This window comes from Serratia sp. TSA_105.2, assembly GCF_052692115.1.
In genome coordinates, this window is record NZ_JBQZFT010000009.1 from 1 (window position 1) to 16987 (window position 16987).

Consider the following 16987-nt stretch of genomic DNA (forward strand, 5'->3'; position numbering starts at 1 on the left):
GGCAGTAAAAAAGAAGCCGCAACGTTATACGTTGCGGCTTCCTCAAAAGCTTAACTGACAAGCATTACGCCCGCAAGGCGCCCTTTTTTTTGCGCCTTAGCGCCGAAAATCCACCGTCTCATCCTGCTGCAAATGCAGCGTGGTTTCCGCCGGCCGCGTTTCGGCGATCACCGCCCCCTGGCGAATCGAATAACGCACCGGCGTCTGGCGGCGCACCGCGTCGAAGCCGCTTTCCGCCGGCAGGATCACCAGGTTGGCGCTGTTGCCGGCCGCCAGGCCGTAGTCGCTCAGGTTAAGGGTACGCGCGCTGTGGTGGGTGATCAGCTTCAGCCCATCGTCGATCTGGCCATAGCCCATCAGCTGGCACACGTGCAGCCCCATATGCAGCACCTGCAGCATGTTGGCGGTGCCGAGCGGGTACCAGGGATCGAACACGTCGTCATGGCCGAAGCAGACGTTGATCTCTGCCTCCAGCATCTCCTTCACCCGCGTCACGCCACGCCGTTTCGGGTAGCTGTCGAAACGCCCCTGCAGGTGAATGTTCACCAGCGGGTTGGCGACGAAGTTGATGCCGGACATTTTCAGCAGGCGGAACAGCCGCGAGGCGTAAGCGCCGTTGTAAGAGTGCATCGCCGTGGTGTGACTGGCAGTGACTTTCGCCCCCATCTCCAGCTTCAGCGCCAGCGCCGCCACGGTCTCGACGAAGCGCGATTGCTCGTCGTCGATTTCATCGCAGTGCACGTCCACCAGCCGATCGTATTTTTGCGCCAGCGCGAACGCCTTATGCAGCGACTCCACGCCGTATTCGCGGGTGAATTCGAAGTGCGGAATGGCGCCCACCACGTCGGCCCCCAGCCGCAGCGCCTCTTCAAGCAGCGCTTCGCCGTTGGGATAGGAAAGGATCCCCTCCTGCGGGAAGGCGACGATCTGCAGCGTCACCCAGGGCGCCACCTCCCGTTTCACCTCCAGCATGGCACGCAGCGCGGTCAGCGTGGGATCGGAAACGTCGACGTGGGTGCGCACATACTGCACGCCATTGGCGATCTGCCACTTGAGCGTTTGCCAGGCGCGCTGTTTGACGTCCTCATGGGTCAGCAACGCTTTGCGTTCGGCCCAGCGCTCAATGCCCTCGAACAGCGTGCCGGACTGGTTCCAGGCCGGCTGGCCGGCGGTTTGCGTGGTATCCAGGTGAATATGCGGTTCGACGAACGCCGGCACTGCCAACCCGCCCTGCGCATCCAACACGTCGCTGCGCCACTCCTGGCCTTCCGGCTGCGGCACCAGATGCGCGATGCGCCCCTGCTCGATCGCCAGTTGCCACAACCCTTCATGCCCGCTTAAACGCAGGTTGTCGATAAACTTCAATGGACGTTTCGCCACCTTTCACCTCTGCCGTTGCACTGGTTTTCTTCATCATACTGGCAGCGGATCGCGCTGACAAAGTCGCCGTTGCCTGCCTACCCCCAACGTTTACTCCCTGCGGGGTAGTTTGCAGGCAAACTGACTCGCTTCAGCTAAAGGTGAATAAAATCCGCAACTTATCAAAAAACGTGAAAAATCATCCATATACCACGTTAGAGGTATATGAGGGTGTGATTGATTTGCATCAATAAATTGCCCATTGGGAGAGATAAGGTAAGCCTAGGAAACCAGAATTTTGAGGCAATAATGAGCAGAGTCAAACTTGCCGTCGTCGGCAATGGCATGGTCGGCCACCGGTTCATCGAAGATCTGTTGGATAAAGCAGACAAAGACCAATTCGAAATCACCGTATTTTGCGAAGAGCCGCGCATCGCTTACGATCGCGTGCATCTTTCCTCCTACTTCTCGCACCACACCGCCGAAGAGCTGTCGCTGGTGCGCGAAGGCTTTTACGAAAAACACGGCGTGAAGGTGCTGATCGGCGAACGCGCTATCACCATCAATCGCGACGAGAAAGTGATCCACTCCAACACCGGCCGCACCGTCTATTACGACAAGCTGATCATGGCCACCGGCTCCTATCCGTGGATCCCGCCGATTAAAGGCTCGGATAGCCAGGACTGCTTCGTTTACCGCACTATCGAAGACCTGAACGCCATCGAAGCCTGCGCGCGCCGCAGCAAACGCGGTGCGGTAGTCGGCGGCGGGCTGTTGGGGCTGGAAGCCGCCGGCGCGCTGAAAAGCCTGGGGGTGGAAACGCACGTGATCGAGTTCGCTCCGGTGCTGATGGCCGAACAGCTCGACCCGATGGGCGGTGACCAGCTGCGCCGCAAGATCGAGCGCATGGGCGTCAAGGTACACACCGGCAAAAATACCCAGGAGATCGTCAACGGAGGCGACACGGCGCGCAAAACCATGCATTTCGCCGACGGTAGCCTGCTGGAAGTGGATTTCATCGTGTTCTCCACCGGCATCCGCGCCCAGGACAAGCTGGCGCGTCAGTGCGGGCTGGAGATTGGCCGCCGCGGCGGCATCGCCATCAACGACAGCTGCCAGACGTCGGATCCGGACGTCTACGCCATCGGTGAGTGCGCTGCCTGGCGCGGTCGCACCTTCGGCCTGGTGGCGCCGGGTTACAAAATGGCGCAGGTGGCCGTCGATCACCTGCTGGGCCGCGAAAACGGCTTCCAGGGCGCCGACATGAGCGCCAAGCTGAAGCTGCTGGGCGTGGACGTCGGCGGCATCGGCGATGCCCACGGCCGCACCGAGGGCGCCCGCAGCTACGTTTATCTGGATGAAAGCAAAGAAGTCTACAAACGCATCGTGGTCAGCGCCGACAACAAAACCCTGCTCGGCGCGGTGCTGGTGGGCGACACCAGCGATTACGGCAACCTGCTGCAGCTGGCGCTGAACGGCATCGAGCTGCCGGAAAACCCGGACGGCCTGATCCTGCCGGCCCACGCGGGCAGCAAACCGGCCATCGGCGTGGATTCGCTGCCGGAAAGCGCGCAGATCTGCTCCTGCTTCGACGTCAGCAAAGGCGACATCATTCAGGCGGTCAACAAAGGCTGCCACACCGTAGCGGCGCTGAAGGCCGAAACCAAAGCCGGCACCGGCTGCGGCGGCTGCATCCCGCTGCTCACCCAGGTGCTGAACGCCGAGCTGAGCAAGCAAGGCATCGAGGTCAACCATCACCTGTGCGAACACTTCGCCTACTCGCGCCAGGAGCTGTTCCACCTGATCCGCGTCGAAGGCATCAAGTCGTTCGAGGCGCTGCTGGCTAAATACGGCAAAGGCTACGGCTGCGAAGTGTGTAAACCGACCGTCGGCTCGCTGCTGGCCTCGTGCTGGAACGAGTACATCCTCAAGCCGCAGCATACGCCGCTGCAAGATACCAACGACAACTTCCTCGGCAATATTCAGAAAGACGGTACCTACTCGGTGATCCCGCGCTCCGCCGGCGGCGAAATCACCCCGGACGGCCTGCTGGCCATCGGCCAGATCGCCAAGGAATACAACCTCTACACCAAAATGACCGGTTCACAGCGCATCGGCATGTTCGGCGCGCAGAAAGACGACCTGCCGGCCATCTGGCGCAAGCTGCTCGCCGCCGGCTTTGAAACCGGCCACGCTTACGCCAAGGCGCTGCGCATGGCGAAAACCTGCGTCGGCAGCACCTGGTGCCGCTACGGCGTCGGCGACAGCGTCGGCTTCGGCGTCACGCTGGAGCATCGCTACAAAGGCATCCGCACCCCGCACAAAATGAAGTTCGGCGTCTCGGGCTGTACCCGTGAATGCGCCGAAGCGCAGGGCAAGGACGTTGGCATCATCGCCACCGAGAACGGCTGGAACCTGTACGTCTGCGGCAACGGCGGCATGAAACCGCGCCACGCCGACCTGCTGGCCGCCGACCTCGATCGCGAGACGCTGGTGCGCTACCTCGACCGCTTCATGATGTTCTATATCCGCACCGCCGATAAGCTGCAGCGCACCTCGGTGTGGCTGGAGAGCCTGGAAGGCGGCATCGATTATCTGCGCAAGGTGATCGTCGACGACAAGCTCGGCATCAACGACCAACTGGAAGCGGAGATCGCCCGCCTGCGCGATGCGGTGATTTGCGAGTGGAAAGAGACCGTCGAGCATCCGGAAACGCAGCTGCGCTTCGCCCACTTCATCAACAGCCCGCTGCGCGATCCGAATGTGCAAGTGGTGGCCGAACGCGACCAGCACCGCCCGGCGCGCCCTGACGAACGCATTCCCGTCACCCTGATCGATACCGAGGAGAGCCACGCATGAGCCAGTGGATTACCGTTTGTCCCGTCGCCGACATTCTGCCCGGCACCGGCGTGTGCGCCCTGATCGGCGATCGGCAGGTGGCGGTGTTCCGCCCCTATGCCGACGAGCAGGTGTTCGCCATCAGCAATATCGACCCGTTCGCCCAGGCCAGCGTGCTGTCGCGCGGCCTCATCGCCGAGCATCAGGGCGAGCTGTGGGTCGCCAGCCCGCTGAAGAAACAGCATTTCCGCCTGTACGACGGCCACTGTCTGGAAGACGACAGCCGTTCCGTCGCCAGCTTCGCCAGCCGGGTGGTCGACGGCATCGTGCAAGTCGCGGCATAACCTTTCGGGAGGCAACATGTTTACCGACACGATCAGCAAATGCGCCGCCAACGCGGCGCGCATCGTCCGCCTGGCGAAGGAGAGCCCGCTCGGCTTCTGGATCAGCTCGGCGATGGCCGGCGCCTACGTCGGCCTCGGCATCATCCTGATCTTCACCCTCGGCAACCTGGTCGACCCAAGCGTACGGCCGCTGGTGATGGGCGCCACCTTCGGCATCGCGCTGACGCTGGTGATCATCGCCGGTTCCGAGCTGTTCACCGGCCATACGATGTTCCTGACGCTTGGCGTCAAGGCAGGCACCATCCGCCAGAGCCAGATGTGGGCGGTATTGCCGCAAACCTGGCTCGGCAACCTGCTCGGCTCGGTGCTGGTGGCGCTGATGTATTACTACGGCGGCGGCAGCCTGCTGCCGGTGGATACCAGCCTGGTGCACAGCGCCGCGCTGGCGAAAACCACCGCGCCGGCCGAAGTGCTGTTCTTCAAGGGGGTGCTGTGCAACTGGCTGGTTTGCTTGGCGATTTGGATGGCGATCCGCGTAGAAGGCGCCGCCAAGTTCATCGCCATTTGGTGGTGCCTGCTGGCCTTTATCGCCTCGGGTTACGAACACTCCGTCGCCAACATGACGCTGTTCGCCCTCTCCTGGTTCGGCAACCACAGCGAGGCCTATACCCTCGCCGGCATCGGCCACAACCTGCTTTGGGTGACGCTGGGCAATATCCTGTCCGGCTCGGTGCTGATGGGTCTGGGGTATTGGTACGCTACGCCGCGCGCCGAACGCCCGCAGGCGGCGAAAGCCGCCGCACGTCAGACCGCCTGAGTTTTCGGGGGCGCATTTCGCCCCCACACTGATTACCCCGAGGAGTGCCGATGGACTACCTGCCGATTTTCTGCCAACTGCAACATAAAGCCTGCCTGCTGGTGGGCGGCGGCGAGATCGCCGAACGCAAGGCGCGCCTGCTGCTGGACGCCGGCGCGGCGCTGACCGTCAACGCCCTGGCATTCAGCCCGCAGTTCCACCAGTGGGCGGCAGAAGGCCTGCTGACGCTGATCGAGGGCGAATTCAGCCCGGCCCTGCTGGCGGAAAAATGGTTGGTGATCGCCGCTACCGACCGGCTGGAAGTCAACGCACTGGTGTACCAGTGCGCCAACCAGCAACGGGTGTTCTGCAACGTGGTGGACGATCCGAAACGCGCCAGCTTTATCATGCCGTCTATCATCGATCGGTCACCGATCATGGTCGCAGTGTCCTCCGGCGGCAAAGCGCCGGTGCTGGCGCGGCTGCTGCGCGAGAAGCTGGAAGCGATGCTGCCGCAGCACCTCGGCAAGCTGGCCCAGTTGGGTGGCTCACTGCGGCAGCGGGTAAAACAACGCTTCAGCAGCCTCGGCGCGCGCCGTCGCTTCTGGGAACGGTTATTCGCCCACGATCGGCTGGCGCAGTCGCTGGCCAACGACGACGCCGCGCTGGCCGAACGCCAACTCGAGCAGCTGTTCAGCGAACAGCCGGAAGATCGCGGTGAAGTGGTACTGGTGGGCGCCGGGCCGGGCGATGCCGGCTTGCTGACGCTGAAAGGGCTGCAACAGATCCAGCAGGCCGACGTGGTGGTTTACGACCGGCTGGTCTCCGAAGAGATCATGACGCTGGTGCGCCGCGACGCCGAGCGTATCTTCGTCGGCAAACGCGCCGGCCACCACTGCGTGCCGCAGGAGCAGATCAACCAAATCCTGCTGCAGCAGGCGCAGCAAGGCAAACGCGTGGTGCGCCTGAAGGGGGGCGATCCCTTTATCTTCGGCCGCGGCGGCGAAGAGCTGGAGACGCTGGCAGACGCCAACGTGCCGTTCTCGGTGGTGCCGGGCATCACCGCCGCCTCCGGCTGTTCCGCCTACAGCGGCATCCCGCTCACCCACCGCGACCATGCACAGAGCGTGCGCCTGGTGACCGGGCACGCCAAGGCCGACGGTGGATTGGATTGGGCGACGCTGGCCGCCGGGCAACAGACGCTGGTGTTCTACATGGGGCTATCTCAAGCGGCGGAAATCCAGCGCCAGCTGATCGCACACGGCCTGCCGGCCGCCACGCCAGTGGCGCTGGTGGAAAACGGCACCTCTTGCCGCCAGCGGGTGATCGAAGGCAAGCTCTGTCAACTGGGCGCCTTGTCACTACAGGCCGCCAGCCCCAGCCTGATCGTCGTCGGCAGCGTGGTCAGCCTGCGCAGCAAGCTCAACTGGTTCGCCAGCGAGGCATCGCCCGCCGGCCTGGCACAAATGGCGTGATACCGACGTAAAAAAAGCGGCCTTTGGCCGCTTTTTCTATTCGCGCTGGCGTTACGCCTGCGGCGGCACGAAACCGACGGCCTGATAGACCTTCGCCAGGGTTTCCTGCGCGCGTGCGCGGGCCTTGGCGGCGCCGTCGCGCATCACCTGCTGCAGATAGGCTTCGTCGTTGCGGAAGCGGTGGTAGCGCTCCTGCAGCTCACCCAGCATGCCGGAGACGGCGTCCGCCACCGCACCTTTCAGGTGGCCGTACATCTGGCCTTCGAACTCGGCTTCCAGCTGCGCGATGCTCTTGCCGGTCACGCCGGCAAGGATATCCAGCAGGTTGGAGACGCCCGCCTTGTTGACCACATCGTAACGCACGACAGGCGGCTCTTCCGAGTCGGTCATTGCGCGTTTGATCTTCTTGGTCACCGCTTTCGGATCTTCCAGCAGGCCGATCACGTTGTTGCGGTTGTCGTCCGACTTGGACATCTTCTTGGTCGGCTCCTGCAGCGACATCACCCGCGCCCCGGATTTAGGAATAAACGGCTCCGGCACTTTGAACACGTCGCCGTACAGCGCGTTGAAACGCTGCCCCACGTCGCGGCTCAGTTCCAGGTGCTGCTTCTGGTCTTCGCCCACCGGCACCTGGTTGGTTTGATACAGCAGGATATCCGCCGCCATCAGCACCGGATAGCTGAACAGCCCGGCGTTGATATTCTCCGCGTAGCGCGCGGATTTGTCCTTGAACTGCGTCATGCGGCTCAGTTCGCCGAAATAGGTGTAGCAGTTCAGCACCCAGCTCAGCTGCGTGTGCTCAGGTACGTGCGACTGCACGAAGATGGTGCTTTTTTCCGGATCGATGCCACAGGCCAGGTACAGCGCCAGCGTATCCAGCGTGGCCTTGCGCAGCTTCTCGGCGTCCTGGCGCACGGTGATGGCATGCAGATCGACGATGCAGTAGATGCAGTCGTAGTCGTCTTGCATCTGCACCCACTGACGCAGCGCACCCATGTAGTTGCCGATGGTCAGTTCGCCGGACGGCTGCGCGCCGCTAAATACGATGGGCTTACTCATGTTTAAATTTCCTGATTCTCTAAAGATGACAGCCCAAGAGCGGGCAACAAATCGGCGAAGCGCTCCAACACCCGATCGGGGTGGCTCAGGGCGATCGATTCGCCGTAGTTATAACCGTAGGTAAAGCCGACGCTTGGGCAACCGGCGCCCTGCGCGGCTTGAATATCGTTGCGCGAATCGCCGACGAACAGCAGCTCATGCGCCCGCAACCCCAGCTTGCCGAGCACCAGGTACAACGGCGCCGGGTGCGGTTTCTTTTCCGTCACGTCGTCGCCGCCGATCACCAGCGAGAAATAGTCGCCAATGCCCAACGATGCCAGCAGCGGCGCCACGAACGGCGTCGGCTTATTGGTCACCAACGCCATCGGGTAACCGTGCGCGGCCAGTCGGGCCAGCGTCTCCTGCACCTGCGGGAACAGGCGGCTGCCGCTGTCGACGGTCTGCGCGTAGAAATGGTCGAAGCGTTCACGCAGCCGGCTGCACTGCTCCGGCGTGCCTTCCGCTTCCGCCCAGCGCAGCGCGCGCTGCACCAGCACGTCGGCGCCGTTGCCGATCCAGGTGCCAACCCGTTCTTCACCCGCCTGCGGCAAGCCCGTCTCTTCCAGCGCCATATCGATGGCGGCCGCCAGGCCCGGCGCGCTGTCGACCAGCGTGCCGTCCAGATCAAAGGCCAATGCGCGGATCGCGCCGAAATCAGCCATGAGTAACCTTCGCCAGCTCGCTGCGCATCTCGTCGATCACCTTGCGGTAGTCCGGCTGGCCAAAGATGGCGGAACCGGCGACGAACATATCGGCGCCTGCGGCGGCGATTTCGGCAATATTATCCACCTTCACGCCGCCGTCGACTTCCAGGCGGATATCGCGACCGCTGTCGTCGATCAGCTTGCGCACCTGGCGCAGCTTGTCCAGGGTACCGTGGATGAACGACTGGCCGCCGAAGCCCGGGTTGACCGACATCAGCAGGATCACGTCGATTTTATCCATCACGTAATCGAGATAGCTCAGCGGCGTGGCCGGGTTGAACACCAGGCCGGCTTTACAGCCGTGCTCTTTGATCAGCTGAATGGTGCGATCGACATGCTCGGAAGCTTCGGGGTGGAAAGAGATATAAGACGCGCCGGCCTTGGCGAAATCAGGCACGATGCGATCCACCGGCTTGACCATCAGGTGCACGTCAATCGGCGCAGTAATGCCGTAGTTGCGCAGCGCTTCGCACACCATCGGACCGATGGTCAGATTGGGCACGTAGTGGTTGTCCATCACGTCGAAGTGCACCACGTCACCGCCTGCGGCCAGCACGTTAGCGGTATCTTCACCTAACCGGGCAAAATCTGCCGACAGAATGGACGGGGCAATCAAAAACTTTTTCATCCGCTTCTCCAAACGTAGGGTCGAGTTGTTATGCGCCGGGGTGCCCCGGCTTAGCGATACAGCGCCAAAAGCTCGTTCACTTTGCTGCGGCCGAGAATGTTGCGGCTGATTGTGCGGCGCGCTTTCACCACATACAGCGCAGCATTCTGGTACCAGTCGCGCGTCAGCTCGGTATCGTGATTGGAGATCAATACCGGTACCTGACTCTCTACCGAGAGCTGGTGCGCCAATTTCGCCAGGCTTTGCTGATCGGCGATGCTGAAGCTGTTGGTGTGGTAAGCGGTGAAATTCGCCGTCGCCGACAGCGGCGCATAAGGCGGATCGCAATACACCACGGCACCGGCCACGGCCTTCGCCATGGTATCGCGGTAATGCTCGCAGACAAAAGTGGCATTGCGCGATTTTTCGGCAAACCAGTAGAGCTCTTCTTCCGGGAAGTACGGTTTCTTGTACCGGCCAAACGGCACGTTGAACTCGCCGCGCAGGTTATAGCGGCACAGGCCGTTATAGCAGTGGCGGTTCAGGTACAGGAACAGCAGCGCCCGGCGGTAAGGCTCGGTGCTAGTATTGAACTCTTCTCGCAGCAGGTAAAACTGATCCGAGTTATTGAATTCATCGGCGAAAAGCGTGCGGGCATCGCGCACGAAGTCATCCGTGCGCAGCTTAACGATGTTATACAGGTTGATAAGATCGCTATTGATGTCGGCGAGAATGTAGGCGTCGTAATCCGTATTCAGAAAGACGGATCCCGCACCCACGAAGGGCTCGATTAAGCAGTCTCCCGCCGGCAGATGGCGACGAATCTCATCTACCAGCGGGTATTTTCCACCAGCCCATTTTAAAAAAGCGCGGTTTTTCTTCATGCCGTCAATTAGCTACTTATACAATTCAGAGCGGCGGATTGTACTCTGTTTCAGACAGCACATCAGCGCACAAATTTAAATGATTTATTTTTTAAGATCTTGCTGCACTTGGTGTACAGGTCGGACCCACGGTTTTTTCGCCTGCACATCCGCCGGCAACGAAGCAATGGCGCGCTTCGCTTCCGCAGAAGACGCATAGTTGCCGCTCACCAGCACGAACCACGGCTTGCCGTCACGTTTGGTAGCGTACACCAGGTAGTTCTGCAACTTCTGCTGCTTGGCATAGGCGTTCAGCGTATCGGAACGCGAAGCGCTGCTCAGTTGCAAGGTATAGTGGCTACCCGGTGCAGACTGCAGCGAACTGCCGCTGCTGCTGACCGCTCCCGCTTTCGCGGTGGAAGACGGCTTGGCCGGCGGCGTATACACCGTAGTCGGTGATTTATGCTGCGTCGCGGTCGGTTTGGTGGCGGCGGTTTTCGCCGGCGTTTTATGCTGTTGCGGCGCGGTGCCCTGCACAGGACGCGTCGCTTCACGCGCCGCGGCGCCGCTCATCACCGTCGCCGGTGCGGTCGGCAGCGTCGACGCTGCGCCGGTCATGCCCTGGGTCGCGGCATCCACCTGCCCCTGCTGCTGCGACAGCGCGTCCGCCATGTTGCCCGGCAGATCGACGCGCTGCTGCGCACCGCCTTGCTGAGGCTGAGTTTGCGCTTCGGTCGGCGTGCCGGAAATCGGCGGAACGCTGACGTTCTGCGGTTGCTGTGGCTGAGTCGCGCTCACGCCATTGTTGTCGTGGGTATCCGTGGTGCCGCCCGGCACGCCGTTGTTGGCGGTAGTCAGCGACGAAGAACCGGACAGGTTAATATCGCGGGCCGCGCCGTTTTGCGCAGCGCTCTCCTGAGCCGCCTCATGCTTGGTTGGCGCCTTCAAGGCGGAACCGATGCCGATAATCAGCAGCAACAGCACCAAAATGCCGATGCCAATCATCAAATGCTGGCGCGAAACGGCGAAGCGCGGCGCGGCGGCCGGCTTGCGCGAACGCGTAGGACGACGATCGCTGCTATCAGGTCTGAGATCGTCTTCCGGTTTAAACTCGTCCATCTGAAACCCTCCAACTAGAGGCAAAAGCCCACCACCGTAGACCTACCGTGGCACGGGCAGATTAACCCGATGATGGCAAAGCGACACCCGTCGTGCTCTGCTCACTGTATTAATATAGATGCAAATGGCGGCTAAGCCACTGTTACTTGGTCCGATTTAATTACGCTGCTGCTCAGGCAGACAGGCGGCGATCGACGCCAGCACCAGCTCATGCCCTACGCCGCCGCGCACTTCCGCCGCACCGATCGCGGCCGGCAGCACCAGACGCAGTTCACCCGCCAGCACTTTCTTGTCGCGCAACATGTGCGGCAGATAGGATTCCGGCGTCATTTCCTGCGGCCCGCAGACCGGCAAGCCGGCGCGCAGCAGCAGCGCTTTGATGCGTTCGATATCTTCAACCGAGAACTGGCCGAGACGGTGTGCGGTTTCCGCCGCCATCACCATGCCTGCAGCCACCGCTTCGCCGTGCAGCCATACGCCGTAGCCCATTTCGGCTTCGATGGCATGGCCGTAAGTATGGCCCAGATTCAGCAAGGCGCGCAGGCCGCTTTCGCGTTCGTCGGCGGCCACGACCTCAGCCTTCAGTTCGCAGCAGCGGCGGATACAGTAGGCCAATGCCTGCATATCCAACGCCATCAGCGCATCAATGTTATTTTCCAGCCAGACGAAGAACTCGCGATCGAGAATGATCCCGTATTTAATGACTTCAGCCAGGCCGGAAGAGAGTTCACGCGTCGGCAACGTTTTCAGGCAATCCAGATCAACCACCACCGAAGCGGGTTGATAGAAAGCACCGATCATGTTTTTGCCGAGCGGGTGGTTGACGGCGGTCTTGCCGCCTACGGAAGAGTCCACCTGCGACAACAGCGTGGTGGGAACCTGAATGAAGCGCACGCCGCGTTGGTAGCACGCGGCGGCAAAGCCGGTCAGATCGCCGACAACGCCGCCGCCGAGGGCGATCAGCGTGGTATCGCGCCCGTGCGGTTTTTCCAGCAGCGCCGAAAATACCTGCTCCAACACCGCCAGAGATTTGTACTGCTCACCATCGGGAAGGATCACCTGATCCACCACGACGCCACCCTGCTCCAGCACCTGCCGGACACGCTCCAGATAAAGCGGCGCCAGGGTCTGGTTGGTGACCAACATCGCTTGCTCACCCGCCTTCAACGGCATAAAAGAAGCCGGATCGTTAAACAATCCGGCGGCGATGGTAATCGGGTAGCTGCGCTCCCCAAGCGTTACAGTAATTCTCTCCATGTCGCGCTCAGTTCTCTGTATGGTGCGGCGGTGGTTGATCCCCGCAACAGCGGGGAACACAAATCAGTTTTCCGCATTGGCCGACGGCGAACGCGAAAATCGGCAATCAGTTGCTTTCCAGCATGTTGATGATCTGGTTGGCAACCACTTTAGCGCTCTGATCGTCGGTGCGGATGGTGACATCGGCAATCTCTTCATACAACGGATTGCGCTCTTTCGCCAAGGCTTCCAGCACTTCACGCGGCGGAGAATCAACCTGCAGCAGCGGGCGCTTTTTATCACGCTGGGTACGAGCCAGTTGTTTCTCGATCGTGGTTTCCAGATAGACCACCACACCGCGCGCGGACAGACGGTTGCGCGTTTCGCGCGACTTCACCGAACCACCGCCGGTCGCCAACACAATCCCTTGTTTTTCCGTCAGTTCATTAATGACTTTTTCTTCACGATCGCGGAAACCTTCTTCCCCTTCCACGTCGAATACCCAGCCCACGTCAGCTCCGGTACGTCGCTCAATTTCTTGATCGGAGTCGAAGAACTCCATATTGAGTTGCTGAGCTAACTGACGGCCAATAGTGCTTTTGCCGGCACCCATAGGCCCAACCAGAAAGATATTGCGTTTCTCTGCCATGTTTTTCGGTATTACTAAGACAATTCGTTAATGTTAACCCGCCCCGCCAATCAAATCAGCGGCGGGACCTAAACTGAAACCTCATGAGCGATAGTGCGAGATCAGACGAAAAATTATCTCAACACTCTTGGTAGTTTGGCAACCGAATAAATCGCAATCCACGCCGCGGGAGGGAAACCATATGTTTTTAACGGCGTCTTGACGCTAACAAAAAACCTCGGTGCTCAATTCGGTAACCCTTGTAAGCTAAATCGGCCGCAGCGTCAAACGCAGATCCCCCCAAGGGGATAAAAAAGTGTATCTGCTCATCAACTTTAGGAGATTTGCCGTCCGGCTGACAAGCAGCCGCTTATCCCTTAATCAGGGTCGGCGTAATGAAGATCACCAGCTCGCGTTTTTTCTGTTGTGTGCCGCTTTGTCGGAACAAGCCTCCCAATAACGGCGCATCCCCCAATCCCGGCACCTTGTCCGCCGTCTTGCCGCTATGCCGTTGAAAAATGCCGCCGAGCACCAGGGTTTCACCGCTCTTCACCGTGATCTGCGTCTTAATCTCCTGTTTATCGATGGTCAATGCCTCCCCCGCCCCGCGGCTGATGGCGCGCCCCGGCATATTTTGGCTGATGTGCAAGGTCAGCGTGATACGCCCGTCCGGCAACACTTTCGGCGTCACCTCCATACCCAGCACCGCCTCTTTGAACTCGATGGCGGTCGCACCGCTGGCGCCGCTCGACACTTCGTAAGGGATCTCGGTTCCCTGCTTGATGCTGGCGGTTTGCAGGTGCGCCGTCAGCAAACGCGGGCTGGCGATGATCTCCACCTGATTCTCCTGCTCCAGCGCCGTCAGCTCGAGGCTCAGCAAACGCCCGCTGATGCGCGCCAGATGGAAACCGGCGTTCACCGCGCTGCGCTCCAGCGGCAGGTTGACGCCGAGATTGCCCGGCCGCAGCGGCTGCGCCGGCCTGTCGTCGGCCGCCAATCCCCAACGCACGCCGAGTTCACGCAGGCTTTCGCTGTTGATGGTCACGATATGCGCCGCCAGCTGCACCTGTGCCAGCGGCGCGTCCATTTCCGTCACCCGTTTTTTCAACTGCGCCAGGATTGGCGCCGTGTCGCGCAGCAGCAGCGTATTGGTGCGCTTATCCGCCAGCACGCTGCCCCGCTCGCTGAGCAAGGCACCGCGTTGGGCATTGAGGCTTTCAGCAATCTCCGCCGCATCGCCGTTCTGTAACGTCAGGGTCAGGCTGTGTAGCGGTTGCCGCTGCGCCAGCGCCTCTCGCTGTTGCCTTTTTTCCTGCGCGTCCGGCTCCGGCGAGATCAGCATCACGTTGCCCTCCCGCGTCATCGTCAGCTTGCCCATGCGCAGGGTCAGCGCCAGCGCCTGAGACCAGGGCACATTCTCCAGCCGCAGCGTCAGGTTGCCGCTCACGCCGGGCGCGGCGATCAGGTTCATCTGCCGATAATCCGCCAGCGCCTGCAGGATGATCGTGACCGGCGCATCCTGAAACTCCAGCGAAATAACCTGTTTATCCTGCGCCTGCGAGGCGCCAAGCGCCAGGCACCACAGCGCCATGCCCAGTCCAGCGCGTCCTTTCATGGTTTGCCATCCTTGTTGTCCATCATCAGAGAGATGTCGCCCTGGCTCGCCGGGCAATCCGGTTCGGCCGCCAGCGCCGTTAACGTCAGGCTGCGCGCCTGCACCTGCGTCACCTGCCAGCGCTCGGCCAGCACCCGCTGCGGCGGCCGCAGGCGTAACCATTGCCCCGCCGGCGTCACCACCCAGCCATAGCGCAGCGTCGGTTGCCCAATGACGCCTTTCAGTCGCCAGCCCGCCGGCGATGCCGTCGTTTGGGCACAAACAGGCAACGGAGGCGGCGCAAACGGGTCGCGCGGTTCAGCGCATAAGGCCCATGGCCATAGCAGCCACCACCAGCGGCCGGGTCTTTTACTCATCGGCCTGCTCCTCGGTGGCATCCTGCAAAACCAACCGCGCCGTCATGCCAAGGGGCGGTGTCTCCACGCTCAGTTGCTCGAGGCGTAAATCGGCGGGCAGCGCCTCCAGCAGCACCAGCAAACCGGCGTAGTCAATGCGCAAGCTCAGCGTTTGCCGCGGCGGTTTTTCCTGCCGCTGCCAGCGTAGCAAAGCGCCTCCTGCCCGTTGCAGCACGCTCGCCAGATCGCCGGTGGTGGTCGGCGGAAGCGCCGCCGCCGGGATAGCGCTTTCCGGCGCCTCGTCCAGTTGGCGTTGCACCATGGCGATCTGTTGCAACTGGCGCTGTTGCCGCTCCGCCGCGCTTTCCCGCTGACGCCATTCGTCCTGCAGCAGCCAACCGCCGCCCAACAGCGCCAGCGTGCCGATGCCCAGCCCTTGCGACAGCAGCAATAGCCAGCCCGGCAAGCTCAGCCAGAGGCGCAGCCCGGATGACAAACGGCTATCCATCACGCCCCCACTGCGCCGCCAGATGAAAGGAGTACAGGTCGACTTCGCGTTGCGCCACCTCAGCCAAACGCAGCCGAGGCATCGCAGGCATCCCCGCCAGCTGCCGTTCGAACTGCGTGATGGCCGCAGGAGAGCGGCTCAATCCACGCAGCCGCAGGCCGTTCACCGCATCGCTGTCCAACGCCGTGAGCCACAGCGGTGGAGGGATACTGGAGGACAATTGCTGCAGCAGCTGCAAATAACGCCGGTTGTGTTGTGCGTTGCTCGCCTGCCGTTCGGCGCGGGCGCGGTGCAGCACTCGTTGCGCCCGCTCTTGCTGCTGCTGACGGGCGAGCAACGTCAATGCCGCCAGCTCTTCATCCAGCATCGCCAGCCGCGCCTGCCGCTGCGCCTGTTGGTGACGCAACTGACCGGCGACCAGGAACAGTGCCAGCAGCAGCGCCGTTACCTGCAACAGCAGCACGCCCAGCCAGAAATAGCCGCACCGACGATCGCGGCGCTGGCGCCAGGGCATAAAGTTGACCTGATACATCAGCGATCCTCCTCACGCAGCGCCAGACCACCGGCCAACGCGAACGCCGAAGGATGCGCAGGCAACGGCGGACGCAGTTGCGTGAAGGCGCTGAGCGGCGACCAGGTAAGGCAACCGGCGGGCAAGGCTCCCACCAGTACGCTGCCGGCATAGACCGGCCGATCGTCGCCCGCCGGCATCTGGGCTTGCAGCGCCCGCAGCGCCTGCGCGTCATCGTCGCCCGGCGCCAGGCCAAAGGCGAATGCGCCGTCGGCCGGCGCCACCCACAGCCATTCTCGTTCGAGACGGTGCATAAGCCCCGCGGCGGGCGGCACGCCTGCCGCCATCGCCATCATCCGCAGCGCACAGGGGGTGATATCGACCGCTTGGGGATACAGGCCGGCCTGGCGCAGACAATGCAGCCATTGCTGCAGCTCCTGCCGCCGCGCGGCGGTCAACAGCAGCGCCGCCTCATCCGCCGGTGCGGCGCGATAGTCGAGCGCCAGCGTCTGGCCGTCGAGCGGAAACTGCTTCAAACCGTGGCCACCGATATAGTCGCTGCGTTCCGGCTCGCGCAGCCGCGCGTCCGGCCGCGCCATGCGCTGCTGCAACACGCGCTGCGCCGGTAGGGCAATGCGTAAGGAAATATGTCGCGGCAGTTGGACGCGCCATTGCCGCAGCGCCTGGATCAGGAATTCGGAAGGTTCCAGACAGCCGTCACGTAAAACCGCCTGCGGCAGCGCCTGCTGCCACCAGTGGCGCAACTGCCAGCCGTTGCGGCGGCGTTGGACCGCCATCGCCCGCACGCAGTCGATTTGTATATCCAGCCCCACCTGCCATGCTTGAGGGAACATGTTTCGCAAGCCTCCATAACATCAGATGATAAAAGAACATATCCATGTCGCAGGCTTGCCTTTATACTACCGCGCGGTTGTTTATAAACTGCCCAAA

Annotated in this window: 17 protein-coding genes; 4 read left to right on the top strand and 13 right to left on the bottom strand. The window is 61.8% G+C overall.

Going from position 1 to position 16987, the window contains the following annotated elements:
* Window positions 1–96: 96 nt before the first annotated feature.
* The gene (locus tag ACUTSC_RS20525; RefSeq protein WP_443003496.1) at window positions 97–1365 is read right to left on the bottom strand and encodes a cytosine deaminase; all 1269 of its coding nucleotides are present in this window, start codon (window positions 1363–1365) and stop codon (window positions 97–99) included.
* A gap of 303 nt (window positions 1366–1668) precedes the next feature.
* Here ACUTSC_RS20525 and nirB point away from each other — a divergent pair, with 303 nt between their 5' ends.
* The 4 genes from nirB to cysG are packed head-to-tail and all read left to right on the top strand — an operon-like array spanning window position 1669 to window position 6812.
* Window positions 1669–4218, top strand: a complete 2550-nt coding sequence (gene nirB, locus ACUTSC_RS20530) for a nitrite reductase large subunit NirB (protein WP_197773645.1) — start codon at window positions 1669–1671, stop codon at window positions 4216–4218.
* Window positions 4215–4541, top strand: coding sequence for a nitrite reductase small subunit NirD (gene nirD / locus ACUTSC_RS20535; protein ID WP_019456155.1), 327 nt, complete (start codon window positions 4215–4217; stop codon window positions 4539–4541). The genes nirB and nirD overlap by 4 nt, the downstream gene beginning before the upstream one ends.
* Before the next feature lie 16 nt (window positions 4542–4557).
* On the top strand, window positions 4558–5358 hold the full coding sequence (gene nirC, locus ACUTSC_RS20540; protein ID WP_197768519.1) for a nitrite transporter NirC: 801 nt from the start codon (window positions 4558–4560) through the stop codon (window positions 5356–5358).
* 50 nt (window positions 5359–5408) lie between these two features.
* Entirely contained in the window at window positions 5409–6812 is a 1404-nt protein-coding gene (gene cysG, locus ACUTSC_RS20545; protein WP_197768520.1) for a siroheme synthase CysG, read from the top strand.
* 51 nt (window positions 6813–6863) lie between these two features.
* Here the strand turns inward: cysG and trpS are convergent, their stop codons facing one another.
* The 12 genes from trpS to pilM all read right to left on the bottom strand — a co-directional run bounded on the left by trpS (window position 6864) and on the right by pilM (window position 16890).
* A complete protein-coding gene (gene trpS / locus ACUTSC_RS20550; RefSeq protein WP_063991688.1) occupies window positions 6864–7871 on the bottom strand; it encodes a tryptophan--tRNA ligase in 1008 nt (335 codons plus the stop codon).
* Window positions 7872–7873: 2 nt separating this feature from the next.
* Window positions 7874–8572, bottom strand: coding sequence for a phosphoglycolate phosphatase (locus ACUTSC_RS20555; RefSeq protein WP_004930322.1), 699 nt, complete (start codon window positions 8570–8572; stop codon window positions 7874–7876).
* Window positions 8565–9242, bottom strand: a complete 678-nt coding sequence (rpe, locus tag ACUTSC_RS20560; RefSeq protein WP_004930320.1) for a ribulose-phosphate 3-epimerase — start codon at window positions 9240–9242, stop codon at window positions 8565–8567. Before rpe ends, ACUTSC_RS20555 begins: the two co-directional genes overlap by 8 nt.
* A gap of 50 nt (window positions 9243–9292) precedes the next feature.
* Window positions 9293–10105 (bottom strand): adenine-specific DNA-methyltransferase, encoded by an 813-nt coding sequence (dam, locus tag ACUTSC_RS20565; protein WP_063991690.1) that lies wholly within the window; start codon window positions 10103–10105, stop codon window positions 9293–9295.
* An 84-nt stretch (window positions 10106–10189) separates the two neighbouring features.
* Window positions 10190–11203: an SPOR domain-containing protein gene (locus tag ACUTSC_RS20570; protein WP_197768521.1), complete on the bottom strand. Its 1014-nt coding sequence runs from the start codon at window positions 11201–11203 to the stop codon at window positions 10190–10192.
* Window positions 11204–11359: 156 nt separating this feature from the next.
* The gene (gene aroB / locus ACUTSC_RS20575) at window positions 11360–12460 is read right to left on the bottom strand and encodes a 3-dehydroquinate synthase (protein ID WP_197768522.1); all 1101 of its coding nucleotides are present in this window, start codon (window positions 12458–12460) and stop codon (window positions 11360–11362) included.
* A 106-nt stretch (window positions 12461–12566) separates the two neighbouring features.
* Window positions 12567–13088, bottom strand: a complete 522-nt coding sequence (gene aroK / locus ACUTSC_RS20580) for a shikimate kinase AroK (RefSeq protein WP_004391482.1) — start codon at window positions 13086–13088, stop codon at window positions 12567–12569.
* Between the two features lie 349 nt (window positions 13089–13437).
* Entirely contained in the window at window positions 13438–14682 is a 1245-nt protein-coding gene (gene hofQ / locus ACUTSC_RS20585; protein WP_197768523.1) for a DNA uptake porin HofQ, read from the bottom strand.
* Entirely contained in the window at window positions 14679–15038 is a 360-nt protein-coding gene (locus ACUTSC_RS20590) for a HofP DNA utilization family protein (RefSeq protein WP_197768524.1), read from the bottom strand. Before ACUTSC_RS20590 ends, hofQ begins: the two co-directional genes overlap by 4 nt.
* Window positions 15031–15525, bottom strand: coding sequence for a hypothetical protein (locus tag ACUTSC_RS20595; protein ID WP_197768525.1), 495 nt, complete (start codon window positions 15523–15525; stop codon window positions 15031–15033). Before ACUTSC_RS20595 ends, ACUTSC_RS20590 begins: the two co-directional genes overlap by 8 nt.
* Complete coding sequence (locus ACUTSC_RS20600; RefSeq protein ID WP_445653531.1) at window positions 15518–16057, bottom strand: PilN domain-containing protein; 540 nt, start codon at window positions 16055–16057, stop codon at window positions 15518–15520. The genes ACUTSC_RS20595 and ACUTSC_RS20600 overlap by 8 nt, the downstream gene beginning before the upstream one ends.
* Window positions 16057–16890 carry a pilus assembly protein PilM gene (pilM, locus tag ACUTSC_RS20605; protein WP_197773642.1) on the bottom strand — a complete coding sequence of 278 codons (834 nt, stop codon included), beginning with the start codon at window positions 16888–16890 and terminating at the stop codon, window positions 16057–16059. Before pilM ends, ACUTSC_RS20600 begins: the two co-directional genes overlap by 1 nt.
* Between the last annotated feature and the right edge of the window lie 97 nt (window positions 16891–16987).